The sequence below is a fragment of the Sphingopyxis sp. RIFCSPHIGHO2_12_FULL_65_19 genome, assembly GCF_001830555.1.
GTDB lineage: Bacteria > Pseudomonadota > Alphaproteobacteria > Sphingomonadales > Sphingomonadaceae > Sphingopyxis.
Genome location: NZ_MIAM01000063.1, coordinates 27,286 through 53,450 on the forward strand (window position 1 = coordinate 27,286; position 26,165 = coordinate 53,450).

The window sequence follows — 26,165 nt, forward strand, 5'->3', positions numbered from 1 at the left end:
TCCGATGTCGGCCCGGCAGCCTGCAACGAATGGCGACGACGCGCCCCCGATTGGGCCGATAAGCGTTCGCATTCCCGACGCAGTACGGATGACGGGGCTCAGCAAATCCAAGATCTACCAGCTCATCGCTTCCGGCGACATCGAGGCAGCCAAGGTCGGCCGTGCAACCGTGGTGTTTGTCGATAGTCTGCGGTCCTTTCTGCGATCACACTGTAAACAGCCGCGTTCTCGGGCGTAGCAGGGATCGCGCATGTCGGCCTGTCGATATTTCGGCACGGCCTGTCGCGAAGGGGTAAAATTGGGGGTGGATTGAGCGGAATTATCGGCACGACGATCAAGAACGTTGTTATAAATCAGTATCTTATGTTTTTCGTGTGAATCCCTCCTCCGCTACCATCGCAAACCCCTTCAAACCTCGCATTTCCGGCAGTTTTATGCCAATCGTCGAGGTCGTTCCAATGATGGCAATTGCCTGTCCAGAATTGAGTTATTTGGACAACTCACGTCAGATTTGGACCCGTTTGAACACAGGTTTCGCGAGAATTTTCGCGAGTGTTTCATGGCCTCGATCCCCTCGAGGTTACCATGGCCAAAAGTGTAATTCTGACCCCCGCCCATATCGATAGGCTGAAGAGCGGTTCCCTGGCCGACCGGGAGGTCCCCGGCCTTTCCATCATCGTCCCCGGCCCCGACGGGAAGCAGTGGCGTTTCAAGGGCGTCGTTGCCGGCATCAGGAAAACCGCCGAATTGGTCCTTGGGGTCTCCCTACCTTCTCAATCGATGAGGCGCGTGAATGGGCAGCGCCGACCAGCAAGGGGGCCGCGCGAGGCGGGGATGGCGTTCGGGTATGGCAAGGGCTGTCTTGTCTGCGCCCAATCCCCGTCGTTGTCTTAAACGTCGGCAGCGCAGACCGGAGCCATATGCACGGTTCCGGGACGTCAGCTTTCGGCCAATAGCCGAGCAGCCATACAAGATGCGGCCATATTTGCGCACGGTAGCCAACGGCAAGAAGGCAGTATATTTCATTCACACTCGTGCGAGTGAATATTGACTCGTCATCGAACCGCTGCCATGAATGCGGCATGCCGACGATCGAGCGGCGATGAATGGGAGAGGGCAAGATGAGGGTTCAATTGTTGGCGTCCGTATGCGCGGGCGCACTTTTCGCAATCCCGGCGGGTGCCGCCGCACAGGAGGCCGCCGAACCTGTCGCGCAGGCTGGCGAGGCGCCCGAGGGCAACGACATCATCGTCACCGCGACGCGCCGCGCCGAACGTATTCAGGATGTGCCGATCAGTATTTCCGCTTTTTCGCAGGAAGAGCTGACCGAAAAGGGCATCGTCGGTTATGAAGGCATCGGGCGCGAGACGCCGGGCGTCGTGCTCAACAAGCCGACTGCCAACTTCAACAATTTTACCGCGCGCGGCATCGCGACCAACGGCTATAACGCCAATCTGCAAAGTTCGGTCGCAATCTATATCGACGAACTTCCCGTCTCGACGATTGGCAACACCACCGTGGTCGACCCGAATTTGTTCGACGTCGAGCGCGTCGAATTCCTGCGCGGGCCCCAGGGGACGCTGTTCGGATCGGGTTCGCTGTCGGGCGCGATGCGCATCCTGCAAAAAAGCCCCGACCTCAATGATTTCGATGTGTCGGCGTTGGTCGACCTCGGGCTGACCGGCTCGGATTCGATCCGCCAGCGTTATAATGCGATGGTCAATGTGCCGCTGGTCGACGACAAGCTCGCGCTGCGCGTCGTCGGCTTCTATCGCGATGAAGAGGGCTATCTCGACAATGTCGGGACGGGGGTCAAAAATTCCAACACGCTGATCGATTACGGTGGCCGCGCGACCTTGCTCTGGCGTCCGACCGACCGCCTGTCGATCAAGCTGCTCTGCAGCTATGAATATAGCAATCCCAAGGACAGCTCACTGACCAGCCCGTCGCTGGGGCGCAACAAGCGCATCTCGGACGAGCCCGATCGGTTTACCGGCAAGCAGCTGATTGCCAACGCGACGATCGATTATGAGTTCGACTTTGCCAAGCTCACCAGTTCGTCGACCTATTCGGATTTCGAGCAGCGTTTCTATGTCGACCTCGCCGGCACCTTCGCGCCCGGCTCATTCCCCGGCGCGCCGATCGCCTTCGGGCTCGACGCCGATGGCTATGACAAGGTGTTTGTCCAGGAAACGCGCCTCGCGTCGACGCTCGATGGGCCGTTCCAGTTCGTCGTCGGCGGCTTCTATCTCGATCGCCGCCGCGACGTCGATTATTTCTACCGATCGAACCCGGCATTTCTCGCGGCAAGGGGTATCACGGGACTTCCGGACAAATATTTCCAGAAGCAATATACCCACTCGCTGAGCAAGGAACTCGCGGGTTTCGGTGAGCTGACCTATCGTTTCTCGGACAAATTCTGGCTGACCGGCGGCATGCGTTACGGCGAAACCTCGGCGCAGGGCTTCACCGAAGCGGGCGGCTATCTCGCGACGGCGTTCGGCTTCAACTATTATGACTATGCGCTGCTTGGCCTTCCGGTGAATTTTGACACCTTCACCCCCTATGCCGCCGTCGAAGGCGTCAAGGCGAAGGGGTCGAAACCGTCGTGGAAGGCGAGCGCGACCTTCAAACCGAGCGACTCGCTCACCACCTACGCGACCTTCTCGACAGGGTTCCGCGCCCCGATCGTCAATGCCTTCGCCGGTCGGCCGAGCCTTGTCGACCCGAACGATCTGACTATTCCGTTCGGCGCCAGCTCAGACGATCTCAAAAGCTATGAGATCGGCGCAAAGGGCCGCTGGCTCGGCGGGCGTGTCAGCATGAACGTCGCTTTCTACCAGATCGATTGGAACAATATCCAGGCGCAGGCGAACCGCGTGTCGGACTCGGTGCAATTCGCGACCAATATTGGTGCCGCGCGCAGCAAGGGTTTCGAGTTCGAGGTCGGGGTGGTTCCCGCGACGGGCTGGGCGATCGGATTCAACGGCGCCTATAATGACGCGAAGATCACCAAATTGTCGCCCGAAGAGGCGGCGATCTCGGGTGCCGTGCTCGGCCACCGCCTGTCGGCCCCGCGCATCCAGGGTTCGGCCTATATGTCGTACAGCTTCAAGCTCGCGACCGACGTCGATGCGATGCTGGCGGTCAATGCGCAGCATATCGGGTCGTATAACAGCAGCTTCCCGAACACGCCGGGCTTGCCGAATGTCCCGCTTTCGACCTTTGGAAAGACGGACGCCTACAGCAACGTGAACCTCAGCTTCGGGCTGAAAAAGGGTGATATCTCGGCGCAGCTCTATGTCGAAAATCTCTTCGACGATCATTCGATCACCTACATCCACCCCGAAGCCTTCCTCGTCAGCCGCTTCGGCACGATGCGCCCGCGGACCTTCGGCATTCGCCTCGGCTACGGGCTCTAAGCGATGGCGGGCGCAGAAGCCTCCCTCCCCCCGGCCGGAGCGTCCACTCGGTCGGGGGGCAATCCGACGTTCGTGCTGGGGATGCTCTGCTTCGTCTATGTGCTGAACTTCCTCGACCGGCAGCTGCTGTCGATCCTCGCCAAGCCGATCCAGGATGCGCTCCAGATCAGCGACGGCCAGCTCGGGCTAATCAGCGGGCTTTATTTCGCGATGTTCTATTGCTTCATCGCGATCCCGGTCGGCTGGTTCGCCGACCGGACCAGCCGCGTCGGCGTGCTGTCGGCCGCCTGCGCGATCTGGAGCGGCGCGACCGTGGCGTGCGGCATGGCGGCCAATTATACGCAGCTGGTGGTTGCGCGCATGGTCGTCGGGTTCGGCGAGGCGGGGGGCGTGCCGCCCTCCTATGCGATCATCACCGACACCTATCCGCCCGGCAAGCGCGCTGCGGCGCTCGGCATCTTCAACCTCGGTCCGGCGATCGGCGCGGCGGCCGGGGTCGCGTTCGGCGCCGCGATCGCCGAGCGGTTCGGCTGGCGCATCCCCTTTATCGCGGTGGGCGTGATCGGGATCGTGACCGCATTGGCGGTCTGGCTGACGGTGCGCGAGCCGACCCGTGGCGCGACCGATGCGGCGCCTTCTGCGAACTCCGACGACAAGGCGGCTTTCTGGCCGACGGTGCGCATGTTCCTGTCGCATCCGATCCTGATGCTCGCCGCGCTGGGCAGCGGCGCGACGCAGTTCGTTACCTATGGCCTCGGCAATTTCGCGGTGCTGTTCCTGATGCGCGAAAAGGGCATGGAACTGGGCGACGTCGCGATCTGGTATGCGCTGGTGCTGCTGATCGGCATGGGCGGCGGGATGGTCATATCGGGCCGCGTCATCGACCGGATGGTGCGCAAGTCGCGCGCCGGCTATGCGATTGCGCCGGCGCTTTCGCTGGTGGTCGCGATGCCCTTTTACATCGCCTTCGTGTGGGCGCCGGGGTGGCCGCTCGCGCTCGCGCTGCTCACTGTCGTGATGATCTTCAACTATTTCTACCTCTCGGCCTCGGTCGCGCTGGTGCAGGAGGAAGTGAAACCGAACCAACGCGTGCTGGCGGGCGCGCTGCTGCTGCTCATCATGAACTTCATCGGTTTGGGGCTGGGGCCGACATGGGTCGGCTTTGCCAGCGACTGGTTCAAGGCGCAGGGCGACCTCCACGGGCTGCAAACCGCACTCTACACGCTGACGCCCTTTTATCTGATCGCGATCGGTCTTTTCCTCTGGCTCGCGCGGCGGCTGCGCCGAGAGGATAATCGGGAGGAGCCACAGGCATGAAGAAACTATATCGCGCATTATCGGCGGCCGGACTGTTGATGGCGGCGCCCGCGGTCGCTGCAAGCCCGGTGGTGGAGGCGCCCGCGGGCACCGTCGAGGGCAAGACCGTCGGCAAGGTCCGCGCGTTCAAGGGCATTCCTTTCGCGCAGCCGCCGGTCGGGCCGCTGCGCTGGAAAGCCCCGCAGCCGCTGCCAACATGGCAGGGCGTGCGCAAGGCGCAGAGCTTCGGTGCCGCCTGTATCCAGCCGCGCCCGAACGCGGTGCATATCTATGCCAACCCGCCCGCGAAGATTTCCGAGGATTGCCTCACGCTCAACATATGGGCGCCCGAACAGATCAAGGATGCGCCGGTCATCGTGTGGATACACGGCGGCGCGCTCGCGACCGGCTACAGCCATGAGGGCATGTATGACGGCGCCAAGCTCGCGGCGCGCGGCGCGATCGTCGTGTCGATCAATTACCGCCTCGGCGTACTTGGCTATATGGCGCACCCTGGACTCAGCGCGGAATCGCCCGACGGCGTGTCGGGCAATTACGGGCTGCTCGACCAGATCGCTGCGCTCGAGTGGGTGAAGGCCAATATAGGCGCATTTGGCGGCGACGCGGCCAATGTCACCATCGCGGGCGAGTCGGCGGGGGCGCTCAGCGTTCTGTATCTGATGGCGTCGCCCAAGGCGCGCGGCCTGTTCCACAAGGCGATCGCGCAGAGCGCCTATATGATCTCGACCCCGTCGCTGAAGGAGGTTCGCCACGGCGAGCCCGCTGCGGAAGCGACGGGCGAAAGGGTCGCCGCCGCGCTCGGCGCCGCCGACATCGCCGCGCTCCGCAAGGTCGATCCGGTCGCGCTGACCGATGGCGCAGCCAAGGCAGGTTACTTTCCATGGGGCACCGTCGACGGCAAGATTTTGCCTGACCAGCTCGTCGATATCTTCGACCGCGGCGAGCAGGCGCCGGTGCCGGTGATCGCCGGGTTCAACATCGGCGAAATCCGCTCGCTGCGCATGCTGGCGCCGCCGGTTCCCGCCAATGCCGCGGCTTATGAAGCCGCAATACGGGAACGCTATGGCGACCTCGCCGATGCCTGGCTCAAGCTCTATCCCGCGACGAACCTCGCCGAAACGATCCTCGCGACGCCGCGCGATGCGCTCTATGGCTGGACGTCCGAACGGCTCGCGATCAAGCAGACCGCGCTAGGCCAGCCTGCCTATCTTTACCTCTTCGACCACGGCTATCCGACGGCGAGCGAATATGGGCTGCACGGCTTCCACGCTGCCGAAATTCCGTTCGTGTTTGGCACCGCTGGCGATACACCGCCCTATTGGCCCAAGATCCCCGACACGGTAGCCGAGCGCCGTTTCGCGACTGCGATGGGCGATTACTGGGTCTCTTTCGCCAAAACGGGAAAACCCGAGGCGCCGGGGCAGGCGGCCTGGCGCCCCTATGGCAAGGACGCCGCTTTCATGGCCTTCGCCGATATCCCACGCGCCGGCACACGGCTGATGCCGGCCATGTACGCGCTGCACGAAGCTGCGGTCTGCCGTCGCCGAGCGGCGGGTAACCAGCCGTGGAACTGGAACACCGGCATCGTCTCGCCCGTCCTCGCGAAGGACGCAAATTGTCCATGATCCACGGTATGATGCAGGATTACCCGCTGACCCTCGACAAATTCCTCGACCATGCCGCCCGCTGGCATGGCGAGGCCGAGGTCGTCACCGCGCGCGAGGACGGGAGCATCGGCCGGATCGGCTATGCCCCGCTCCGCGCCCGCAGCCTTGCGATTTCGTCGCTGCTCGCTGGCTTCGGGGTGGGCGAGGGCGACTGCATCGCGACGCTCGCATGGAACAGCCAGGCGCATGTCGAGACCTGGTATGCGACGATGGGGATCGGCGCGGTCTGCCATACGCTCAATCCGCGCCTGACCGCCCCGCAACTCGCCGCGATGGCGGTGCAATCGGGGGCGAAGTTGCTGATCGTCAGCGCCGACCTGTTGCCGCTCGCGCGGTCGATCGTGGATCTCGCGCCGGCGATCGGGCAGGTGTGGGTGATCGACGGGTCGGCCGGGGATTGGTCCGCCGCCGCGCCGCCGCTTCACGAACTCGGAGCCCTGATCGCCGACGCCCCAGGCGGGATCTTATGGGGCGGCTTCGACGAAAACTCGCCCGCCGGCCTCTGCTTCACGTCGGGAACGACGGGGGCGCCGAAGGGCGTCACCTACACGCACCGCGCAAGCTTCCTGCACACGCTGCGTGCGTTGCAGGCCGACGTGATGGCCTTCACCCACCGCGATGCAGTGCTCGCGGTCGTGCCCATGTTTCACGCCAACGCCTGGGGCTTGCCTTTTGCGTTGCCCGCGGTCGGCGGCAAGCTGGTGCTCCCTGGTCGGCAGGCCGACGGCGCCAGCCTCGCGCGGCTGATCGCGGCTGAGGGCGTCACGGTCGGGGTCGGGGTTCCGACGGTGTGGCTCGGCGTCGTCGAACATATCGAGGCGACGGGCGGCGAACTGCCTTCGCTCAAACGCATTATCGTCGGCGGCGCGCCGATGGCGCCCGCGTTGATGGCGCGCATCGAGCGACGCCTTGGCGTCACCGTCCAGACGAGCTGGGGCATGACCGAATTGTCGCCGCTCGGCACGATCGCACCGCCGGACGATCCGCTGCGCACCGCATCGGTGTCGGGACGACCGGCGGTCGGCGTCGACCTGTTGCTCACCGATGCCGCCGGAGCGGCGCTTCCCGAACAGCGCGGGGTTGAGGGGCATCTTCGCGTTCGCGGGGCGGCGGTGGTCGAACGCTATTTCGGGCAAGCGGAGTCTGCGACCGACGATGATGGCTGGTTCGCGACCGGCGATCTCGCGCGGATCGATGCGCGCGGCAATCTGTCGATCACCGGCCGTGCCAAGGATCTGATCAAATCGGGCGGTGAGTGGATCAACCCCGCCGAGATCGAGGCCGTGGTCGGCGCGCTGCCGCAGGTGTCGCTTGCCGCAGTGATCGGCCGCGAAGATCCCAAATGGGGCGAGCGGCCGGTGCTGCTCGTCGAACTCGCCTCGGGCATAGAAATCAGCGATGCTGACCTGCTCGCGCCGCTTGCGGGCCGCGTTGCGCCTTGGTGGATTCCCGATGCCGTCGTGCGCCTTTCCGCCATGCCGCTGGCGCCGACCGGAAAAATCGATAAGATTCGCTTGCGGAATGACTATGGCGCGGGTTGATCGGCACGGGGACGTTGCGGCAGGGGCGGCAACGGAAGAGATATTGGAAGTCGGAAGAGTGGCAGAACAGGCGAAAACGCGTCGGCGATCGACCAAGGCCGAACAGCGCGCCGAAACGATGGAGCAGATCCTCGACGAGGCCGAACTGCTGTTTTCGCGCCATGGCCTGCACGGGGTGACGCTGAAGGATGTCGCAAAGCGCGTCGGTGTGCACCACACGCTGCTCAACTATTATTTCGAGGACAAGAAAAAGCTGTTCGATGCGGTCTTCGCGCGCCGCGCCGTGGTGACGAGCACCAAGCGGATGCAGGCGCTCGACGAATATGATCGCGCGAGCGGCGGCAAACCGACGATTGAGGGGGCGCTCCACGCCTTCCTCGACACCGACCTCGATCTTTATATCCACGGCGGCGATGGCTGGAAAAATTACGGCGCGCTCGGTGCGCAGGTCGCCAATACCCCTGAATGGGGTGCCGAGCTGATGGACAGCCATTTCGACCCGGTGGTGCTCCGCCTGATCGATCTTTTGAAGAAGGCGATGCCCGATTGCGCCGAAGAGGATATCTTCTGGGGCTATCATTTCGTGACCGGCGCGCTGATGGTCACGCTCGCGCGCACCGGGCGCATCGACAAGCTCTCCGGCGGCGTCTGCAAGTCTGAAGACTTTGAAGCGATCAAGGCCCGGATGGCCTCGTTCATGGCGGCGGGCTTCCGGCAAATCTGTAACAAGAAGGCGTAGGCGACGGGCGAATGACGCCTCCGGATTGCGCTCGTTCAAAATATTAACTCACTAGTGAGTGAATGGAGATTAATATGGAACATGAAATTTTGCCGCTGCAGGACCGCGTCGCGATCGTCACCGGCGCCGGCGGCGGATTAGGCCGCGCTCATGCGCTCTACCTCGCAAAACAGGGCGCCCGCGTCGTCGTGAACGACCTCGCGCTGGCTGCGGCCGAGCAGGTCGCTTCGGAAATCGTCGCGAATGGCGGCGAGGCACTGGCGATCGCGGCCTCTGTGACCGACGAGGCCGCAGTCGACGCGATGGTTCGCGATACGCTCGACGCATGGGGACGCATCGACATCCTCGTCAACAACGCGGGCATCCTGCGCGACAAGAGCTTCGCCAAGATGAGCCTTGAAGATTTCCGTCTGGTCGTCGATGTCCACCTGATGGGTGCCGCGATCTGCTGCAAGGCGGTGTGGGACGTCATGCGCGCGCAGCAATATGGCCGCATCGTCATGACAACCTCATCGTCGGGCCTTTGGGGCAATTTCGGGCAGGCCAACTATGGCGCCGCCAAGATGGCGCTTGTCGGGTTGATGCAGACGCTGGCGATCGAGGGCGAGAAATATGGCATCCGCGTCAACAGCCTTGCGCCGACCGCCGCGACGCAGATGACGCAGGGGGTTTTGTCGGAACAGAGCCTTGCGGCGCTCGATCCGGCATATGTCAGTCCCGGACTTTTGGCTTTGGTCGGCGATGCTGCGCCGACACGCGCGATCCTGTGTGCGGGGGCGGGTCATTTCGCTAGCGCCGAAATCATGCTGTCGCGTGGTGCATTCATCGGATCCGATGTCGACGCCGGAGCGCGCTTGACCGATCAATGGCCGAGCGTGGTGGCGCGGGAAGAGGCGATCGTTCCGGCCTATGGCTTTATGCAGGCCGAGCGGGAGGTGGTTAGCGCCGGCGTGGTTCCCTGAAATAAATGGTCTGCGAACGCTTGTTGCTTGCCGCAAACCAGATCGACCGCAATTGACCAGATCCTGCTAGCCTATGCCAACGGCAACCTCCACGAGATTAGCACCTTCGTCACGCTCCAAAAGCCTGAAGCGAGTTCCGGCAAATCTTTCGATAAGGCTGGCGGCTGTCCGGGTGTGATCGCTGATCTTGACCGTTGTGAACGCCCCGCCGCGAGCAACAGCCAATGGGAGCAAGAGCTGGTCCTGCAAATAGGGGCCCGCAAAGGCATCGGACGCGAGATAGCCCGCCATTCGCCTGGCCGCCGTCTTAGCTAGACGTTCGGCTGGGACGCCAATCTTGCCAAATGCCGACATCAGTTCCGTCACATGCTCGAAGCTCGCCTCGAGCAAGAGCGCATTGCCCGGGCCCTGATCGGCGGGAAGCTGCCGTGTCACGAAAGCTTCCGCGGGCCAATCCGTCAGGACCTTCTGTGCCGCTTTCAGCTCCCGATCCGCAACGTCAAAGGGGATACCCGCAACAATCGCGGTCACCTGCACCGGTCCGGCTGTACCGCGGTCAATACACTCGATCGCGCGCAGCGGCGCGGGGTCGATTTCGATTTCGATACGGCCGCCCCCACGCGGAAAAAAGCCGTGCCGAACCAGCTTTGCCGTGATGGTCGGCCCCATGCGGTTGATGACCGGGAGCAGCGTCCGCTCGATAAAGTCGAACGGGGGAGCTGCCAGGGCATGGGTGCCTCCCTCGATCACAAGCCGCGAGGGCGCGCTTCCGAGCATCAGCGGCACAAGGACCGTTTGAAGCACGAGCCCCGTGCTGCCGGCCGTGCCGACGGCAAAATGATAGTCGCCAGGCGTGACGGGGCCGGGCCGAAAGCTGATGCTGGTCGAACCTACGGCAAGACCGGAGCACTCTGCGTTACCGATTACGCATGCGGCTTCGATCGCGGTCACATGCTGACGCATGAGCCCCGGCTTTTCTCGCCCGCCGCGGATATTGTCGATCGTGAAAGGCTCACCTGTCAGCAGCGACAGCGCGCATGCATAGCGCAGAACCTGACCGCCGCCTTCGCCTTCTGAGCCGTCAATCGTGATCATTTTCTTTTCTTTTTGAAAGTGGCCGATGGCGGCGTGAAGGGTCACCCCTTCACGCACACCACCTGCTTCAGCGTATGGACGATCTCGACGAGGTCGGCCTGCGCCGCCATCACTGCCTCGATCGGCTTGTAAGCCCTGGGCGTCTCGTCGATGACGCCTTCGTCCTTGCGGCATTCGACGCCCGCGGTGTCGGCGATATGCTCGTCGAGGGTGACGAGCTTCTTCGCCGCGGTACGGCTCATGACGCGGCCTGCGCCATGGCTGCAGCTGTCGAATGACTCCGGGTTTCCGAGCCCGCGCACGATGAACGATTTCGCGCCCATCGAACCTGGGATGATCCCCATTGTCCCCTTCGCCGCACGCACCGCTCCCTTGCGGGTGACAAGCACATTCTCGCCGAAGTGGCCCTCGCGCGTCACATAATTGTGATGGCAGTTCACCGCCTCGGCTTCGGCTTCAAAGGGCTTCGCGATCTGCTGCCGGAGCGCAGCGATGACGTTCGCCATCATCATGCGCCGGTTCAGCGCCGCAAAGTCCTGCGCCCAGCCCACCGCTTCGACATATTCGTCGAAATGGTCGGTCCCTTCGGGGAAGTAGGCGAGATCTTCATCGGGCAGGTTGATGAACCACTTGCGCATGTCCTTCTTCGCCAGTTCGATGAAGTAGGTGCCGATCGCATTGCCGACGCCGCGCGAACCCGAATGCAGCATCACCCACACCCGCGCCTCGGTATCGAGGCACAGCTCGATGAAATGGTTACCCGTTCCGAGCGTCCCCAGATGCGTGAGGTTGTTCGTGTTCTTCAGCCGCGGATGCTTGGCGACGATATGGCCGAAGCGCTCGGCGAGCGTCGCCCAGGCGTCGACGATGGCCTGCGGGGGATCGCCCCATGAACCATGGTCACGCCGACCGCGTCCAACCGACCGACCGTGTGGCACCGCCGCCTCGATCGCGCTGCGGATGCCCTCCAGATTGTCGGGCAGGTCGTGCGCGATCAGCGTGGTGCGTGCTGCCATCATGCCGCAGCCGATGTCGACGCCTACCGCCGCCGGGATCACCGCTCCTTTAGTCGGGATGACCGATCCGACCGTCGCACCAATGCCGACATGGACGTCGGGCATTGCCGCGACATGTTTGAACACGAATGGCATCTGCGCCGCCTTGCGCAGCTGCGCGCGCGCCATGTCCTCGACGGGCACACCGCGAGTCCACATCTTGACCGGGCGTCCGCCCTCGACATTCAGTACTTCGTAGGTCGTCTGGGTCATGGCTGACCTCCTGCTTTCTCTTTGCGGCAAGCCACGCGTTGAGGCGAGTCTTGCCGAACATTCCTCACGTCCCCTGAGGCGTTCTGGGGCGGCCGGCCTATTCCGGCCACCCCATCGCTTCGTCCTGTCGGGAGACGTGAACCCCGACGCCCATATGATTGCAGAAGCCATGCCAAGTGGCATCGCCAAGCGAATATTCGCTACATTCCATTGTTATATAACGATATCTTGGACTGTGAATTCGGGCATCGCCGCCACGCCTTCGTCAGGGTAAGAGATAATTGTATCGTAATTTATATTTCTGTATAAAGTCGAATTATGAAACCACTCACCGTCATCGGCTTCCTTGGCTCGACACTCGACGCTGCCAAGTTCGGTCCTTCCCGTTGGAACAAATGGCGGCCGACGGTCAGCATCTGCATGCAGGAAGATTTGCGGGTTGATCGCTTTGTCCTGGTGCACGGCACCCATCACCGCCGCCTTGCCGATTATGTTTCCGATGATATCCGTGACGTGTCGCCCGAAACCGAAGTGGCGCCGCACCTTCTCGACTTTGATGATCCCTGGGACTTTGAGGAGGTTTATGGAAAGCTCCTCGACTTCGCGCGCAGCTTTCCATTCGATCCCGACAATCAGGATTATCTGATCCACATTACGACCGGGACACACGTTGCTCAGATCTGCCTTTTTCTACTGACCGAGGCGCGCTACTTGCCCGGCAGGCTGCTCCAGACCCAGCCGCAACGGGGTGTGCCGCAGCCGGTCGGAACGTGGGGCGCCATCGATCTTGACCTCTCGCGTTACGACAGCATCGCAACGCGCTTTGCCGAGGCGAGCGCTGAAAGCGCGAGCTTCCTCAAAAACGGCATCGAGACCCGCAACGCCGCCTTCAACCGCATGATCGACGAGATCGAGCAAGTCGCAGTGCGCAGCCGTGCACCGATCCTCCTCATGGGTCCAACTGGCGCGGGTAAAAGCCAGCTCGCGCGCAAGATCTACGAGCTCAAGAAACTGCGGCACCAGATCGGCGGCGCCTTCGTCGAAGTCAACTGTGCGACCCTGAAGGGCGACAGCGCGATGTCGGCGCTGTTCGGGCATCGCAAGGGCGCTTTCACCGGCGCGATCCAGGATCGTCCTGGCCTGCTCAAGACAGCCGACAAAGGCGTGCTCTTTCTCGATGAAATCGGCGAGCTTGGCCTCGATGAGCAGGCAATGATCCTGCGGGCGATCGAAGACGGGCTCTTCCTGCCGGTCGGCTCCGACAAGGAGGCCGCCAGTGCCTTCCAGCTCATCGCCGGCACCAATCGCGACCTCGTTGATGAGGTGGCCGCAGGGCGGTTTCGCGAAGATCTGTTTGCGCGCCTCAACCTCTGGACCTTCAGCCTCCCTGGCCTGGCCGAGCGCCGAGAGGATATCGCCCCCAACCTCGACTATGAGCTCGAGCGGTTTGCCGAACGCGAGGGGATGCGAGTGACCTTCAACAAAGAAGCGCGCGATCGCTATCTGCGCTTCGCCGAAGATCCCGGATCACGCTGGCGCGGCAATTTTCGTGACCTCGCCGCCAGTGTTACACGCATGGGAACGCTGAGCCAGACAGGGCGTATCGACCTTGACACCGTCGCGCTGGAAACGTCCCGGCTTCGTTCGCTTTGGGCGGGCGATAAGAGTGTGGGGGATGGGCTCGAGGCTCTATTGTCGCCCGATCAGCTAGCCCAAACCGATCCGTTCGACCGGGTCCAGCTTGCCTATGTCGTTGGTATCTGCCGTAGCTGTGGTAGCCTTTCCGCAGCGGGGCGGCAATTGTTCGCCGCCTCCCGGGAGCTGCGCACATCGACAAATGACGCCGACCGATTGCGCAAATATCTTGCACGCTTCGATCTCGATTGGATCAGCGTTACGGGCAAATAGATGCGTGGAGCGCCGCCCGAAAATGTGATCAGCACGACATCTCCCCGATGCGCCTGGGAATGTCAGCTATCCGAATACTCGACCGCAAGCCGGCTGGTTGCAACCGGCCAACCTCGGCGGCGCGCGGCCTAGCGGAACTTCCAATACCAGAAATTGGTCGATTGCGCCTCAACCGACAGATAGCCTATGGCCGCTGGCGGCGAACGAAGAGGGAAAACAATGGCTGCGTCATTTTCAGTGGACGAGCGACGCGAGCATTTTGCTTATTGCGTCCAACTGTTTGGCGGCACCACTGCATTCTCGCGGCGCCTTGGCATAGACGAGCGGGCCATCCGCCGTTTCATCAACGGCGAGCGGCCTCTTGGTGAAGGGCTTTTGGAGGACACCGCAAAAGCACTGCGCCTGCTCATTGCTGAAGCAACCACGGCCGAAGCACATATCGCGGCTACATTGCGCTTTCCGCCGACCGATCCGTCGTAGCAGCTCGGCGACGACGCATGTCCGCTTCTGACATTTCCTGCGCGGAAACTGCCTGACTGCAACCGGACACACTACAGGATGTCAGAACGCGGCGATCCCGGTGATTGCGCACCCTAGAATGAGCGCGTGAACGGCGTACGTGCCCTTGTAGGTGTGACGGTCTCCAGGTTCACTAGATGACGCATCACATGATATTCTCCTCGCTGCACCTTGCCCAGACAATGAAGACATCGGCTATGGATGTTGACCAGCGACTGAAATGGCGCGGGCTATCTTCGCAGCAACGGCTGGCGGCATCGAACGCCCGCAAAGCTTTTCAGCTTTTTCGAACAAGGTGAATAATTTTATCAGCCTGTTTCGCACAAATCGCCCGGCGTAAACCTGTCTCACCCCGAACGGATCGGGACCCGGATTTTTCAAACAGGAGCGCCTGCCATGTCGATCAAAGCCACCCCGACCCCCGCCAAAGCCTTGCTGGATCCGAGCAACCACGCGCTCGTCCTCATCGATTTCCAGTCGCAGATGGCCTTCGCGACAAAATCGATTGCGCCCGAGCTGCTGCGCAACAACGCCGCGCTTATTTCAAACGGTGCGGCGGGTTTCAAGGTTCCGACGATCCTGACGACGGTTGCCGAAAAGAGCTTTTCGGGCCCGATGTTCAGCGAAATTACCGACGCCTATGACGGTCAGGCGATGCTCGACCGGACCAGCATGAACAGCTGGGAAGATGCGGGCGTGATCGACGAGGTCAACCGCATTGGCAAGGACCGCCTCGTCTTCGCCGGCCTCTGGACCTCGGTCTGCATTGTCGGCCCCGTGCTGTCGGCGATCGAACAGGGTTTCGAGACGTATGTCATCACCGACGCCAGCGGCGACATTTCGGAAGAAGCCCATGAACGTGCCGTTGAGCGAATGGTGCAGGCTGGCGCCAAGCCGATCACCTCGCTGCAATATCTGCTCGAACTGCAACGCGATTGGGCGCGCGCCGAGACCTATGGTCTGACCACCGGCATCGCGGCAAAATGGGGCGGCGCTTATGGCCTTGGCATCATCTATGCCAAGTCGATGTTCGGTGCGTCCGAAGGCGGTCACTAAACTAGCCTATGGCCGGATCCATTGGGTCCGGCCACTCCCGATACTTCCTCTCTATCGTGCCGAAGGATAATCTCATGAGCTATGTCACCACCACAGACGGCGTCGAAATCTTTTACAAGGATTGGGGTCCGAAGGATGCCCAGCCGATCGTTTTCCACCACGGCTGGCCGCTGTCGTCCGACGATTGGGACGCACAGATGCTCTTCTTCCTCGCGAACGGCTATCGCGTGGTTGCGCATGACCGCCGCGGTCATGGTCGCTCGTCACAGGTCAGCGACGGTCACGATATGGCGCATTATGCCGCCGATGCCGCAGCGGTTGCCGAACATCTCGACCTGCGCGGCGCGGTCCACATCGGCCATTCGACCGGCGGCGGTGAAGTCGCAGCCTATGTCGCCCGCCACGGCATTCCGCAGGGCCGCGTGGCGAAGGCGGTGCTGGTGGCTTCGGTGCCGCCGATCATGCTGAAGACTGAGGCCTATCCCGGCGGTCTGCCGATCGAGGTGTTCGACGGTTTCCGCGCCGCGCTCGCGGCCAATCGCGCCGGCTTCTTCCGCGATGTCGCGGCAGGCCCCTTCTATGGCTTCAACCGCCCCGATGCGAAGGTCGACAATGCCGTCATCGATAATTGGTGGCGTCAAGGCATGACCGGCAGCGCCAAGGCGCATTATGACGGGATCAAGGCCTTTTCCGAAACCGATCAGACGGGCGACCTGAAGGCGATCACCGTGCCGACACTCGTTCTGCAAGGCGACGATGACCAGATCGTGCCCTTCAAAAACGCTGCGCTGCTCCAGGCTGAACTGCTGCCCGATGCGACGTTGAAGATTTATGAGGGCTTTTCGCACGGCATGCTGACGGTCAACGCCGATGTCATCAATCCCGACCTGCTCGCCTTCGTCAAAGCGTGAAGGCTCATCCGGGAGGACGGATCAATGAAAATCTACCTTGTGTCGCTGGGCGCCGGACTGCTGGTTGGCGTCGTCTACAGCCTGCTCGGGGTCCGTTCTCCCGCCCCGCCGATTGTCGCGCTCGTCGGACTGGCAGGCATTCTTCTCGGCGAACAGCTGGTACCGATCGTCAAGCGTATCGCCGATCGCCCGGAACTCGTCCGCTTTGTCCGCGAAGATTGTGCCAGCCAGGTGCTCGGCACTCGCTCCGTCCATAAGGAGCGCGACGCATGAACCCGATCAGCCGCCGCCAGGCGCTCGCCGGCGCCGCCACCACAGCCCTTCTTACCGCTTCGGAGAGCTTTGCCATGACCCAGCCTGACCTCGTCATCGTCAACGCCAAGGTGACCACGCTCGACAAGGCCAATCCCGAAGCGCAGGCGGTCGCGATCCGCGACGGCAAATTCCTGAGCGTCGGCAGCGAGCAGGCGGTCCGCGCCGCCGCGGGGCCCGATGCCACCATCGTCGACGCGAAGGGTCGGCGCCTGATCCCCGGGTTGATCGACAGCCACATTCACGTCATCCGCGGCGGGCTCAACTATAATATGGAGCTGCGCTGGGACGGCGTGCCGAGCTTGGCCGACGCGATGGCGATGCTCAAGGAACAGGCGCAGAACACGCCGCCGCCGCAATGGGTGCGCGTCGTCGGCGGCTTTACCGAGCATCAGTTTGCCGAAAAGCGCCTGCCGACTTTGGACGAAATCAACGCTGCTGCGCCTGAAACGCCGGTGTTCATTCTCCACCTCTACGACCGCGCGCTGCTCAATGCCGCCGCGCTGCGCGCGGTGGGCTATACCAAGGACACGCCGAACCCGCCCGGCGGCGAGATCGTCCGCGATGCCGCGGGCAATCCGACCGGCCTGCTGCTCGCGCAGCCCAACGCCGTGATTCTCTATGCGACGCTCGCCAAGGGACCGAAGCTGCCCGAAGACTATCAGGTCAATTCGACGAAGCATTTCATGCGCGAACTCAATTCGCTCGGCGTAACCAGCGTCATCGACGCCGGCGGCGGCTTCCAAAATTATCCCGACGATTATCAGATCATCGAAAAGCTCCACAAGGACGGCGAGCTGACGCTGCGCATCGCGTATAATCTGTTCACGCAAAAGCCCAAGGAGGAGCTGAAGGACTTCGCGACCTGGTCGACGCAGGTCAAGCCCGGCGATGGCGACGACAGCTATCGTCACAATGGCGCGGGCGAGATGCTCGTCTATTCGGCCGCCGATTTCGAGGATTTCCGCGTCGAGCGTCCCGACATGCCGCCGAGCATGGAAGCCGATCTTGAACCTGTCGTGCGCCTGCTCGCGGAACGCAAATGGCCGTGGCGGCTGCACGCCACCTATGACCAGACGATCAGCCGCGCGCTCGACGTGTTCGAGAAGGTCGACAGGGACATACCGCTCTCGGGCCTCAACTGGTTTTTCGACCATGCCGAGACGATCAGTGAGCGCAATATCGACCGGATCGCCGCATTGGGCGGTGGCATCGCGGTCCAGCACCGTATGATGTTCCAGGGCGAATATTTCGTTGAACGCTATGGCGCCAAGGCAGCCGAGGCGACCCCGCCGATCAAGCGGATGATGGAAGCCGGCCTGCCCGTTGGTGCCGGTACCGACGCGACGCGTGTCGCGAGCTACAATCCCTGGGTCTCGCTGTCCTGGCTCGTCACGGGCAGGACGCTCGGCGGCACGACGCTCTATCCCGTCCGCAACCGCCTCGACCGCGAAACCGCGCTGCGCCTGTGGACCGAAAAGAGCACATGGTTCTCGAACGAGGTCGGCAAGAAGGGGCAGATCAAGGCCGGCCAGCTGGCCGATCTGGCGTTGCTGTCGGACGATTATTTCGGCGTCGTCGAAAGCGAGATCGTCCACCTGCGCGCGGTGCTGACCATCCTCGGGGGCAAGGTCGTGCATGGCGAGGGCGACTATGGGTCCATCGCCCCCGCGCTGCCCAAGCCGATGCCCGACTGGTCGCCCGTTGCCACCTTCGGCGGCCATTATCGGCGCCCCGAAGGCGCGCAGAAGATGGCGGCCGCCTGTGGCTGCGCCAGCGCCTGCAACGTCCACGGCCACGACCATGCCGCCGCACTCGGCGCCAATGTCCCCGCCGCCGATGTCCAGAGCTTCTGGGGCGCTTTCGGCTGTGGCTGCTGGGCGGTCTGAGCAATGAAGTCCGTCGCATCCTCAGCGGGGACAAGCGAGGGCCCGCTCGCCAGCCCGATGTTCCGCGCACTGTGGATCGCCACGATCGTGTCGAACATCGGCACCTGGATGCACGATGTCGGGGCGGGCTGGCTGATGACCTCGCTGTCGCCCGACCCGCTGATGGTCGCGCTGGTGCAGGCCGCGACGACCTTTCCGATGTTCGCGCTCGCGCTGCCCGCCGGGGCGCTCGCCGACATCGTCGATCGCCGCCGCCTGCTGATCGGCGCGCAGCTGTTCGGGCTGGTCGGGGCAGCCGGGCTCGCCGCCATCACGCTGTCGGGCTTGACCACCGCCTGGGTGCTGCTGGTCTTCACGGCGCTGATCGCGGTGGGGGCCGCCTTTTCGGCGCCCGCCTTCCAGGCGATCGTTCCCGAACTGGTCGATAAGCAGGCGCTGCAACAGGCGGTCGCGCTCAACTCGCTCGGGGTCAATATCGCCCGTGCGATCGGCCCGGCGCTGGGCGGCGTCATCATCGCTGCTTCGGGTCCCGCCGCGGTCTTTGCGGTCAACGCCCTGTCGGTCGTCGGGGTGATCATCGTCCTGTTTCGCTGGCGCCGCGCGGCCCCCGGCCGCCACCTGCCCGCCGAACATATGATTGGCGCGATGCGCGCGGGGCTGCGCTATGCGATGCGTGCGCCCGAATTGCAGGTCGTGCTGATCCGCTCGGTCGGCTTCTTCGTTTTTGCCAGCGGACTGTGGGCGCTGCTGCCGATCATTGCGCGGCGCGACCTGGGGCTTGGCCCCGCCGGTTACGGCGGGCTGCTGACCTTCATGGGCCTTGGCGCGATCGGCGGCGCAATGCTGATGCCGAAGCTGCGCGGGCGGATGGGCACAAATGCCATCACCTTGGCCGCTTCGGTCCTGCTCGCCGCGGCGATGGCCGCCCTGGCGCTGGTCAGTGGCTTTTGGACCGCGTCGGCAGCGCTGTTCGTCGCCGGTCTGGCGTGGATCGCCATGATGGCCTCGCTCAACGGCGGCGCGCAGGCGACCTCGCCCGGCTGGGTCAAGGCGCGCGCGCTCGCCATCTACCTGCTTGTCTTTCAAGGCTCGATGGCGGCGGGATCGGCGCTCTGGGGATCGGTTGCCTCGCGTATCGGAGTGCCCTCAACCCTGCTCGTCGCGGCGGCGCTGCTGGCCGTCGCCGGGTTGGCGCTGGCCTGGCGCTTCCCGTTCGACAAGGCGAGCACGCTCGACCTCGCGCCCTCGGCCCACTGGCCGACGCCGATCGTCGATGGGCCGGTCGAGCATGACAGCGGCCCGGTGCTGGTGACGATCGAATATCGCATCGATCCGGCGCGGGTGCCCGCATTTTTCAACGAAATGCAGACGATGCAGCGTATCCGCCGCCGCGACGGCGCGATCCACTGGGGCCTTTACGAGGATACCGCCAAACCGGGGACGGTGATCGAAAGCTTCACTGTCGAAAGCTGGCTCGAACATCTGCGCCAGCACGACCGCGTGACCAATGCCGACCGGGTGCAGCAGGAGGCAATGCGCGCTTTCCAGCTCGGCGACACGGCGCCGATTGTGCGTCACTTCGTCACGCGCCACTGATGCGCGCGTTCGCTCTCCTCGCCGCGCTGCTTCCTTTCGCGGCGTGGGCGCAGGAGGTGCAGCAGACCAATCTCCGTTACGACGAAGACTGGTCTCTTCTTTCGGATGCGCCGGGCGAGGGGTGGCGCGCGGCGAAATATCTCCCGCTGACCGATGACGGCGCGGCCTATCTGACGCTGGGCGGCGAGGCGCGGGGGCGGTTCGAGGGGTTCGACGACAATCTGTGGGGCGATCCGCCTGCTCCCGACGATGCTTATCTCTGGCTTCGCGTCATGCCGCACGCCGACCTTCACGCTGGCGCGGCGCGCGTCTTTGTGCAGGGTATCGCAGGCTATGCGCGCGGCGTCGGCGCGGGAGAGGGGCCGGCGGACGAAAGCGGGATCGACTTGCTCCAGGGCTTTGCCGACATACGACTGCCGCTGGGCGACAGCGGCACGCTGACGGTGCGCGGCGGGCGCGAACTCGTTGCGCTGGGCTCGGAACGGCTCGTCGGAATCCGCTATGGTCCGAACATTCCGCAAGCGTTCGACGGTGTCCGTGCGATCGTCGATCACGGGCCGATCCGTATAGACGCATTCCATTTGCGGCCCGTCGCGGTGGCAGGCGGCGATTTCGATGACAAAACCTCCAAGGAGCGGCAACTGGACGGCGTCTACGCGACAGTTGCACCCGCCAGCGACCTCGGCATTGACGCTTATTGGCTCGGCTATGAGAATGAGGCGGCCCGCTTTGCCGGTCGTGTTGGCCGCGAGACACGGGACACCTTCGGCCTCCGTGTCTTCGGCCAGCGCGGCAATCTTGGCTGGAATTGGGAAGCGATGCTCCAGCGCGGCGATTTCGCCGGCGTTCCGGTCCGCGCCTGGTCGCTCGCGACCGAGACCGGCTGGCGCTTTTCCGGCGCGCCGCTCGAACCGCGGCTGCGGCTGCGCGCCAATATCGCGAGCGGCGACGACGATCCCGCCGACCATCGGCTCGGCACCTTCAACGCCCTTTTTCCCAAGGGCAAATATTTCGGCGAACTGTCGCCAATCGGCCCTCGTAACATCGTCAACGTCCATCCCAGCGTCGATTTCAATCTCGGCAGGGGCGTGACGGTCGAACTGGCTGCCGCGCGCTTCTGGCGCGAAAGCCGTGGTGACGGCATTTACGACCTTCCCGGCGGGCTGATCCGTCCCGCAAGCGGCAGCGCGGCGCGCCACATCGGCGACCAGGTCGAGATTTCGGCGGACTGGCAGGCGGGCGCATGGCTGTCGTTCGCCGCTTCTCTTTCGGCATTCCGTCCCGGCGCCTTCATTCGTGACACTGGGCCAGCGCGCACGATCCATATGGTGGGCGCCGAAGCGATGTTGAAGCTTTAAAGATCGATCATGCCGGCCAGCTCGGCGTCATTCTCGCCGAGCGCGACAAATTGTTCGAGCAGCCAAGACGCCGCCGGCCCCGGCGGCGTGTCACGGCGCCAAACGCCGGCAAAACGATAGGTGCCGCCCGGATGGTCGGGCATTGCGAGCTGCACCAGCGTCCCCGCGACAAGGTCGGGCTCGATCATCGGCAGCGGCATATTGCCCCAGCCGATCCCTTCGCGCAGCAACGCATGTTTGGCGCCGAGGTCGGCAAGCCGCCACGTCTTGGGGCTCATCACCGAATAGTCGCGTCCCTCGGTAAAGCGCGAACGGTCGGTGAGGACGAGCTGCGTATAATCGCGCCCGGCCCCTGGCGGAATGCGGTCCATCCGGCCGAGCGGATGGTCGGGCGCAGCGACCGGCACCATCGCGATCGATCCCGTCGCGACGCATTCGACCCCCTCGACCCCGGCCGCGAGCGGTCCCGATATTCCAAGGATCGCTTTGCGGTCGAGCACCATCGCGGTGATCGCGCCCAACGCCTCGACATGCAGCCGAAGCTGCACCGTGGGATATTCGGCGGCGAAGGCGCGCAGCACCTTGCCCAGCCGTTCCGACGGCAACATCACGTCGACCGCAAGATCGACTTCGGCCTCCAGCCCGTCGAGCATGCCCTTCACCTTGGCGCGCAGCCCGTCGATGCCGACCGAGATCGCGCGTGCCTCTGACAAAAGCGCGCGGCCTGCGACGGTGAGCTGGGGCTTGCGCGTCCCTTCGCGTATAAAGAGCGTCAGCCCGAGCTGGGCTTCGAGATTGGAAATGCCATAGCTGATCACCGACACGGCGCGATTGAGCTGGCGCCCCGCCGCGGCGAAACTGCCGGTATCGACGATGGCGAGAAAAATCCGAAGCTGGTCCAGCGTCGGCGTACCCGGATTACTCACTTTTCCATTTCCTCGAACGTTTCGGTGCATTTTATCCCACTGAAACCACGGGGTCGCAATCTCTAAATCCTCCCCAACGGCGCCCGATCCCGGGTCGCCACGGAGAATTGTCATGATCGAACTTCGTCCTTTCGATACCCTCGGCGGCGCCAACCACGGCTGGCTCGACGCCAAGCATCATTTCTCGTTTGCGGGCTATCACGATCCCGCCCGTACCAGCTGGGGCAATTTGCGCGTGTGGAACGACGACACGATCCAGCCGCAGACCGGCTTTCCCCCGCATCCGCACCGCGACATGGAAATCATCACCTATGTTCGGGAAGGCGCGATCACCCATCAGGATAATCTCGGCAACAAGGGCCGCACCGAGGCGGGCGACGTGCAGGTGATGAGCGCGGGCACCGGCATCCGCCATTCGGAATATAATCTGGAGGACGTCACGACCAAGATTTTCCAGATCTGGATCATTCCGACCCGTGACGGCGAGGCGCCGCAATGGGGCGCGAAGCCCTTTCCCAAGGGCGAGCGGTCGGGCAAGTTCGTGACGCTGGCCTCGGGTTACGACAATGACAATGACGCGCTGCCGATCCGTACCGATGCCCGTGTGGTTGGCGCAACGCTGCGCGCAGGCGAAACCGCCGAATATCCGCTGGGCAAGGACCGCAAGGCCTATCTCGTCCCGGCCAAGGGTGCGGTGCAGATCGACGACGTCCGGGTGAACGCCCGCGACGGCGCCGCGATCAGCGACATCGACGTGCTGCGGGTGACCGCGATCGAGGACAGCGAAATCGTCCTCGTCGACGCGGCCTGACACGGACCGGAGCGCCGCCCGACCGGCGGCGCTCCATCACGTCATCGCTTAGTGTAGTTTTCGATTTGCGTCGGGGAACGCCGCGTCTGGCTGCTTCTGCCTGTTTCCTTCAGGAAAACGGTTTCCAATCGGCCAGCCTTAGCCACGCTCCACTAGTTGGCGTTCGACCAGGTCGATAGGATGATCTCGCGGTCAGCGCGATCCTTGCTTTGGAGCCGCACGGTCCAAATGCCCTTTGTGATGGCCCGATCGACGAAGATCGATCGGACGATATGGCTTGCTTCGGGCTTGTCGGTCAGGTTGGTGCCCACCACCGTGCCTTTATCATCGATCAGCGTTGCTGACACCGTGCCAGCCGCCGTGAAGCTCAGACCAAAGTTTCTAGCATCGTTTACCGGGATTGAGACATTCAACGTTTGACCGGGAGCGATCGTCACAACCTTGGAAACGTCGGGTTCGACCGACGCGGCATCATCGGGCTCTTCGGTGCCCAATATCATGAGGCGCGCAGGGGCACGCGTGCTTCCGCCGGGAGGCGATCCGTCTGGTTCCGCGACGCCTTGCAGGAAAAGGGCATCACGCCCTGCATCCCGGGCCGGAAAATACGGATCAAGACCGTCAAATATGACAAGCGCCGCTACAAACGCCACAACCGCATCGAGATCATGTTCGGCCGCCTGAAGTACTGGAGACTCGTCGCGACGCGTTACGGAAGGCCTTCTTCTCTGCCGTGGCTCTCGCCGCAACCGTCATCTTCTGGACCTGATCAATGAGTCCTGACCCTAGCCGATCTTCGACCAGATCTTGGTTCGGCAGAAAAACGCCACGCACCCTTTGAGTTCCAGCTTGCCGTCGGGAAGCAGCTTCAATCGGCCGCGCGGCGCGCCGTCGCCGGATTCCGGGTCATAGACCGGACCGCCCTCCCATGATCGAGGGCCTCCCTTGAAGCCGTTCAGGACCACCAGTCCCTTGATCCGGCGCTGGCGCAACTTGGGATCCGAATTGCGGACGTCGCGCAAGTCAGGATTACCGCGCAGCCGCCGCGCATCGACGATCTTGCCGCAAAATGCAGCGCCGCAGCGATAGATTTCGACGCGGCCGCCTTCGCTCCCGGTCGACCAGATGCCTGCGATCCCGGACGCGGCTGCGGGGGTCGAGATCGTTGTCGCCAGCGCGGCAACCAGAAGAAAAGCTGTGCGCGTCATGCCGCCTGCTCCTTCGTTTCGCCTGCGTTCAACAGTGCCAGTGCTTGGGCGAGCAATCCGCGGTCGTCGAGATGCCATGGGTGAAACCCCGGCCGCATATAGGCGAACACCCCGAAAAGCAGATGGCGCATCAGCCCGTCGCGTCCGTAAAGATAGCCGAGCAGCGCGCGCCACGTCCGGACGTTGTTGCGCCCGTCCTGGCGCAACAGGTCGGCGGTGTTGCGAAAGATCACATAATGGAAACGGATCGTCGTCACGCACATCACGACGCTGCGTTTCAGCCAGCGGCGGAAAGGCGACAGGTTGCGGGCGGCGTGAAGATAGGTGTCGAACGCCACGGCCTTATGCTCGATTTCCTCGATCGCATGCCATCGCCACAGGCGGCCTGCTTCCTCGCTGGCCCCGCCCAGATGATGCGGGTTGGCGAGCGCGTCGTGCGCCAATGTCGCGGTGAAATGTTCGAGCGCGCAGGTCGCGGCTAGCTGCTGAAGCGGGGGGCGGCGTTTTACCCAGGCGATCGTTCGGCGGGCGCGGTCCTCCAGCGGCGCAATGTCGAACCCGACATCCTCGGCCTGGCGGTTGAACACCACATGCTCGCGCGAATGCATCGATTCCTGATAGAGAAAATCATCGATCTGGCTGCGCAAGGGTTCAGACGTGCCGCTCCGATAATGGCGCACCGCAGTCATGAAGAATTTTTCGCCGACGGGAAAGGTCGAGGAGAGAGCGTTGAAAAAGGCTGTGCGTCCGGGGTCGCCGCCATGCCACCAACGCGGCGGGGGGGCCTCTCGACCGAATTTCAGGTCGCGCTTTTCGATCTTGAGATTGTCGGGGGTTTGCGTCGGCGAAGGCATAAGAGGTCTCCACGAATCAACATTGACATCAATGTATATAAATGAAGATGCCTTGAAACACAATGCCGGGAATGCGGCTCTTTTGGGCGTCACCGGGGCAAGGTTGTGACAATCGCGCGCGATGCGCTAAGACCCGCCGCTGGACCGGCCGGTGGGGGCAAAAGGATGAGCCGAATGTACAAGCCAGCGCGCCCGCGCGAAAAGCGTCGCAACCGATCGGGCGCCGAGGTTCGCGAGGAGGGACTCGCCGCGGCCCGGCGGCTGTTACTGGATCGCGGCCCCGGAGCGGTGACGCTCGCCAATATTGGCGAGGAAATCGGCATGTCGCACGCCAATGTCCTCCACCATTTTGGATCGGCGGCGGCGCTGCAATCGAGCCTGATGGGGTCGATGATCGCCGATCTGACGACGGCGCTCGACGATGTGGTTGACCTGTTGCGCACCGATACGGCGGCGCCGCGGACGGTGGCTGACCGGGTGTTCGATGCGTTCGGCAAGGGCGGGGCGGGGCAACTCGCGGCGTGGATCGTCCTGTCGGGCGACGTCGGCCAGCTTGATCCGGTGCGCAAGGCGGTGCGCGAACTTGTCGATGCCTTGGTCGCCCGATCGCAACTGGAGGCGGCACCCGAACGCGTGCGCGCGGTGGTGATGATGATGGCGGTTTGCGCATTTGGGGATGCAGTCATCGGGCCGCATCTGCGCGCGATGCTCGACCAGGGCGACGACGCGATGCGCGACCTTGTAGCCCACATCCTGCCGCTTTTCCTGGTGCCGTCGGGACTCGTCCCGCCGCCGGGATCGGACTAGGC

23 protein-coding genes and 1 pseudogene are annotated in these 26,165 nt (G+C 63.3%); 18 read left to right on the top strand and 6 right to left on the bottom strand.

Annotated features, from left to right (window positions below; translation table 11 throughout):
• Positions 1 to 4: 4 nt before the first annotated feature.
• The 7 genes from A3E77_RS17075 to A3E77_RS17105 all read left to right on the top strand — a co-directional run bounded on the left by A3E77_RS17075 (position 5) and on the right by A3E77_RS17105 (position 9,648).
• The gene (locus tag A3E77_RS17075; protein WP_051035681.1) at positions 5 to 238 is read left to right on the top strand and encodes a helix-turn-helix domain-containing protein; all 234 of its coding nucleotides are present in this window, start codon (positions 5 to 7) and stop codon (positions 236 to 238) included.
• Positions 239 to 1,136: 898 nt separating this feature from the next.
• Positions 1,137 to 3,422 (top strand): TonB-dependent receptor, encoded by a 2,286-nt coding sequence (locus A3E77_RS17080; protein WP_293648091.1) that lies wholly within the window; start codon positions 1,137 to 1,139, stop codon positions 3,420 to 3,422.
• Between the two features lie 81 nt (positions 3,423 to 3,503).
• Complete coding sequence (locus A3E77_RS17085; protein WP_293648356.1) at positions 3,504 to 4,739, top strand: spinster family MFS transporter; 1,236 nt, start codon at positions 3,504 to 3,506, stop codon at positions 4,737 to 4,739.
• The gene (locus A3E77_RS17090; protein ID WP_293648093.1) at positions 4,736 to 6,364 is read left to right on the top strand and encodes a carboxylesterase/lipase family protein; all 1,629 of its coding nucleotides are present in this window, start codon (positions 4,736 to 4,738) and stop codon (positions 6,362 to 6,364) included. Before A3E77_RS17085 ends, A3E77_RS17090 begins: the two co-directional genes overlap by 4 nt.
• On the top strand, positions 6,361 to 7,947 hold the full coding sequence (locus A3E77_RS17095) for an AMP-binding protein (protein ID WP_293648096.1): 1,587 nt from the start codon (positions 6,361 to 6,363) through the stop codon (positions 7,945 to 7,947). Before A3E77_RS17090 ends, A3E77_RS17095 begins: the two co-directional genes overlap by 4 nt.
• A 58-nt stretch (positions 7,948 to 8,005) precedes the next feature.
• Positions 8,006 to 8,686 (top strand): TetR/AcrR family transcriptional regulator, encoded by a 681-nt coding sequence (locus A3E77_RS17100; protein ID WP_293648098.1) that lies wholly within the window; start codon positions 8,006 to 8,008, stop codon positions 8,684 to 8,686.
• A 74-nt stretch (positions 8,687 to 8,760) separates the two neighbouring features.
• Complete coding sequence (locus tag A3E77_RS17105) at positions 8,761 to 9,648, top strand: SDR family NAD(P)-dependent oxidoreductase (RefSeq protein ID WP_293648101.1); 888 nt, start codon at positions 8,761 to 8,763, stop codon at positions 9,646 to 9,648.
• Positions 9,649 to 9,714: 66 nt separating this feature from the next.
• Here A3E77_RS17105 and rtcA read toward each other — a convergent pair whose 3' ends face one another.
• Together rtcA and A3E77_RS17115 are read right to left on the bottom strand one after the other, a co-directional pair.
• Positions 9,715 to 10,788, bottom strand: a complete 1,074-nt coding sequence (gene rtcA, locus A3E77_RS17110) for an RNA 3'-terminal phosphate cyclase (RefSeq protein WP_293648103.1) — start codon at positions 10,786 to 10,788, stop codon at positions 9,715 to 9,717.
• A complete protein-coding gene (locus tag A3E77_RS17115) occupies positions 10,785 to 12,011 on the bottom strand; it encodes an RtcB family protein (protein WP_293648106.1) in 1,227 nt (408 codons plus the stop codon). Before A3E77_RS17115 ends, rtcA begins: the two co-directional genes overlap by 4 nt.
• A gap of 318 nt (positions 12,012 to 12,329) precedes the next feature.
• Here A3E77_RS17115 and rtcR point away from each other — a divergent pair, with 318 nt between their 5' ends.
• The 8 genes from rtcR (at position 12,330) to A3E77_RS17155 (ending at position 21,560) form a co-directional block, all read left to right on the top strand.
• Positions 12,330 to 13,919, top strand: a complete 1,590-nt coding sequence (gene rtcR / locus A3E77_RS17120) for an RNA repair transcriptional activator RtcR (protein WP_293648109.1) — start codon at positions 12,330 to 12,332, stop codon at positions 13,917 to 13,919.
• A 219-nt stretch (positions 13,920 to 14,138) separates the two neighbouring features.
• Complete coding sequence (locus A3E77_RS17125; protein WP_293648112.1) at positions 14,139 to 14,399, top strand: hypothetical protein; 261 nt, start codon at positions 14,139 to 14,141, stop codon at positions 14,397 to 14,399.
• Between the two features lie 435 nt (positions 14,400 to 14,834).
• Positions 14,835 to 15,494, top strand: coding sequence for a hydrolase (locus tag A3E77_RS17130; RefSeq protein ID WP_293648115.1), 660 nt, complete (start codon positions 14,835 to 14,837; stop codon positions 15,492 to 15,494).
• Positions 15,495 to 15,568: 74 nt separating this feature from the next.
• Entirely contained in the window at positions 15,569 to 16,405 is an 837-nt protein-coding gene (locus tag A3E77_RS17135; RefSeq protein ID WP_293648118.1) for an alpha/beta fold hydrolase, read from the top strand.
• Positions 16,406 to 16,429: 24 nt separating this feature from the next.
• Positions 16,430 to 16,678 carry a DUF1427 family protein gene (locus A3E77_RS17140; protein ID WP_293648122.1) on the top strand — a complete coding sequence of 83 codons (249 nt, stop codon included), beginning with the start codon at positions 16,430 to 16,432 and terminating at the stop codon, positions 16,676 to 16,678.
• Positions 16,675 to 18,606, top strand: a complete 1,932-nt coding sequence (locus A3E77_RS17145) for an amidohydrolase (protein ID WP_293648125.1) — start codon at positions 16,675 to 16,677, stop codon at positions 18,604 to 18,606. Before A3E77_RS17140 ends, A3E77_RS17145 begins: the two co-directional genes overlap by 4 nt.
• 57 nt (positions 18,607 to 18,663) lie before the next feature.
• Positions 18,664 to 20,202: an MFS transporter gene (locus A3E77_RS17150; protein WP_293648128.1), complete on the top strand. Its 1,539-nt coding sequence runs from the start codon at positions 18,664 to 18,666 to the stop codon at positions 20,200 to 20,202.
• Positions 20,202 to 21,560 (top strand): alginate export family protein, encoded by a 1,359-nt coding sequence (locus A3E77_RS17155; RefSeq protein ID WP_293648131.1) that lies wholly within the window; start codon positions 20,202 to 20,204, stop codon positions 21,558 to 21,560. The genes A3E77_RS17150 and A3E77_RS17155 overlap by 1 nt, the downstream gene beginning before the upstream one ends.
• Here the strand turns inward: A3E77_RS17155 and A3E77_RS17160 are convergent.
• A complete protein-coding gene (locus A3E77_RS17160) occupies positions 21,557 to 22,486 on the bottom strand; it encodes a LysR family transcriptional regulator (protein WP_293648134.1) in 930 nt (309 codons plus the stop codon). The genes A3E77_RS17155 and A3E77_RS17160 overlap by 4 nt on opposite strands.
• Positions 22,487 to 22,598: 112 nt before the next feature.
• Between A3E77_RS17160 and A3E77_RS17165 the strand changes: the two genes are divergently transcribed.
• On the top strand, positions 22,599 to 23,297 hold the full coding sequence (locus tag A3E77_RS17165; RefSeq protein ID WP_293648136.1) for a pirin family protein: 699 nt from the start codon (positions 22,599 to 22,601) through the stop codon (positions 23,295 to 23,297).
• 152 nt (positions 23,298 to 23,449) lie between these two features.
• On the opposite strand, the gene A3E77_RS17170 is transcribed toward A3E77_RS17165, so the two are convergent.
• A complete protein-coding gene (locus tag A3E77_RS17170; protein ID WP_293648139.1) occupies positions 23,450 to 23,710 on the bottom strand; it encodes a hypothetical protein in 261 nt (86 codons plus the stop codon).
• Positions 23,711 to 23,842: 132 nt separating this feature from the next.
• On the opposite strand from A3E77_RS17170, the pseudogene A3E77_RS17175 reads away from it, so the two are divergent.
• Positions 23,843 to 24,063: pseudogene (locus A3E77_RS17175) on the top strand (IS5/IS1182 family transposase); the annotation flags it as partial.
• Between the two features lie 16 nt (positions 24,064 to 24,079).
• Here A3E77_RS17175 and A3E77_RS17180 read toward each other — a convergent pair.
• Together A3E77_RS17180 and A3E77_RS17185 are read right to left on the bottom strand one after the other, a co-directional pair.
• Positions 24,080 to 24,502: a DUF2147 domain-containing protein gene (locus A3E77_RS17180; RefSeq protein ID WP_293648142.1), complete on the bottom strand. Its 423-nt coding sequence runs from the start codon at positions 24,500 to 24,502 to the stop codon at positions 24,080 to 24,082.
• Complete coding sequence (locus A3E77_RS17185; RefSeq protein WP_293648145.1) at positions 24,499 to 25,356, bottom strand: metal-dependent hydrolase; 858 nt, start codon at positions 25,354 to 25,356, stop codon at positions 24,499 to 24,501. Before A3E77_RS17185 ends, A3E77_RS17180 begins: the two co-directional genes overlap by 4 nt.
• Positions 25,357 to 25,530: 174 nt before the next feature.
• On the opposite strand from A3E77_RS17185, the gene A3E77_RS17190 reads away from it, so the two are divergent.
• Positions 25,531 to 26,163 (top strand): TetR/AcrR family transcriptional regulator, encoded by a 633-nt coding sequence (locus A3E77_RS17190; protein WP_293648148.1) that lies wholly within the window; start codon positions 25,531 to 25,533, stop codon positions 26,161 to 26,163.
• Positions 26,164 to 26,165 lie beyond the last annotated feature (2 nt).

Bases quoted from the DNA above. Each gene is read 5' to 3' on its own strand.
- A3E77_RS17075 (WP_051035681.1), top strand. From the start codon at position 5: ATGTCGGCCCGGCAGCCTGCAACGAATGGCGACGACGCGCCCCCGATT.
- A3E77_RS17085 (WP_293648356.1), top strand. From the start codon at position 3,504: ATGCTCTGCTTCGTCTATGTGCTGAACTTCCTCGACCGGCAGCTGCTG.
- A3E77_RS17090 (WP_293648093.1), top strand. From the start codon at position 4,736: ATGAAGAAACTATATCGCGCATTATCGGCGGCCGGACTGTTGATGGCG.
- A3E77_RS17095 (WP_293648096.1), top strand. From the start codon at position 6,361: ATGATCCACGGTATGATGCAGGATTACCCGCTGACCCTCGACAAATTC.
- A3E77_RS17105 (WP_293648101.1), top strand. From the start codon at position 8,761: ATGGAACATGAAATTTTGCCGCTGCAGGACCGCGTCGCGATCGTCACC.
- A3E77_RS17115 (WP_293648106.1), bottom strand. From the start codon at position 12,011: ATGACCCAGACGACCTACGAAGTACTGAATGTCGAGGGCGGACGCCCG.
- rtcR (WP_293648109.1), top strand. From the start codon at position 12,330: ATGAAACCACTCACCGTCATCGGCTTCCTTGGCTCGACACTCGACGCT.
- A3E77_RS17125 (WP_293648112.1), top strand. From the start codon at position 14,139: ATGGCTGCGTCATTTTCAGTGGACGAGCGACGCGAGCATTTTGCTTAT.
- A3E77_RS17130 (WP_293648115.1), top strand. From the start codon at position 14,835: ATGTCGATCAAAGCCACCCCGACCCCCGCCAAAGCCTTGCTGGATCCG.
- A3E77_RS17135 (WP_293648118.1), top strand. From the start codon at position 15,569: ATGAGCTATGTCACCACCACAGACGGCGTCGAAATCTTTTACAAGGAT.
- A3E77_RS17140 (WP_293648122.1), top strand. From the start codon at position 16,430: ATGAAAATCTACCTTGTGTCGCTGGGCGCCGGACTGCTGGTTGGCGTC.
- A3E77_RS17145 (WP_293648125.1), top strand. From the start codon at position 16,675: ATGAACCCGATCAGCCGCCGCCAGGCGCTCGCCGGCGCCGCCACCACA.
- A3E77_RS17150 (WP_293648128.1), top strand. From the start codon at position 18,664: ATGTTCCGCGCACTGTGGATCGCCACGATCGTGTCGAACATCGGCACC.
- A3E77_RS17155 (WP_293648131.1), top strand. From the start codon at position 20,202: ATGCGCGCGTTCGCTCTCCTCGCCGCGCTGCTTCCTTTCGCGGCGTGG.
- A3E77_RS17165 (WP_293648136.1), top strand. From the start codon at position 22,599: ATGATCGAACTTCGTCCTTTCGATACCCTCGGCGGCGCCAACCACGGC.
- A3E77_RS17180 (WP_293648142.1), bottom strand. From the start codon at position 24,502: ATGACGCGCACAGCTTTTCTTCTGGTTGCCGCGCTGGCGACAACGATC.
- A3E77_RS17185 (WP_293648145.1), bottom strand. From the start codon at position 25,356: ATGCCTTCGCCGACGCAAACCCCCGACAATCTCAAGATCGAAAAGCGC.
- A3E77_RS17190 (WP_293648148.1), top strand. From the start codon at position 25,531: ATGTACAAGCCAGCGCGCCCGCGCGAAAAGCGTCGCAACCGATCGGGC.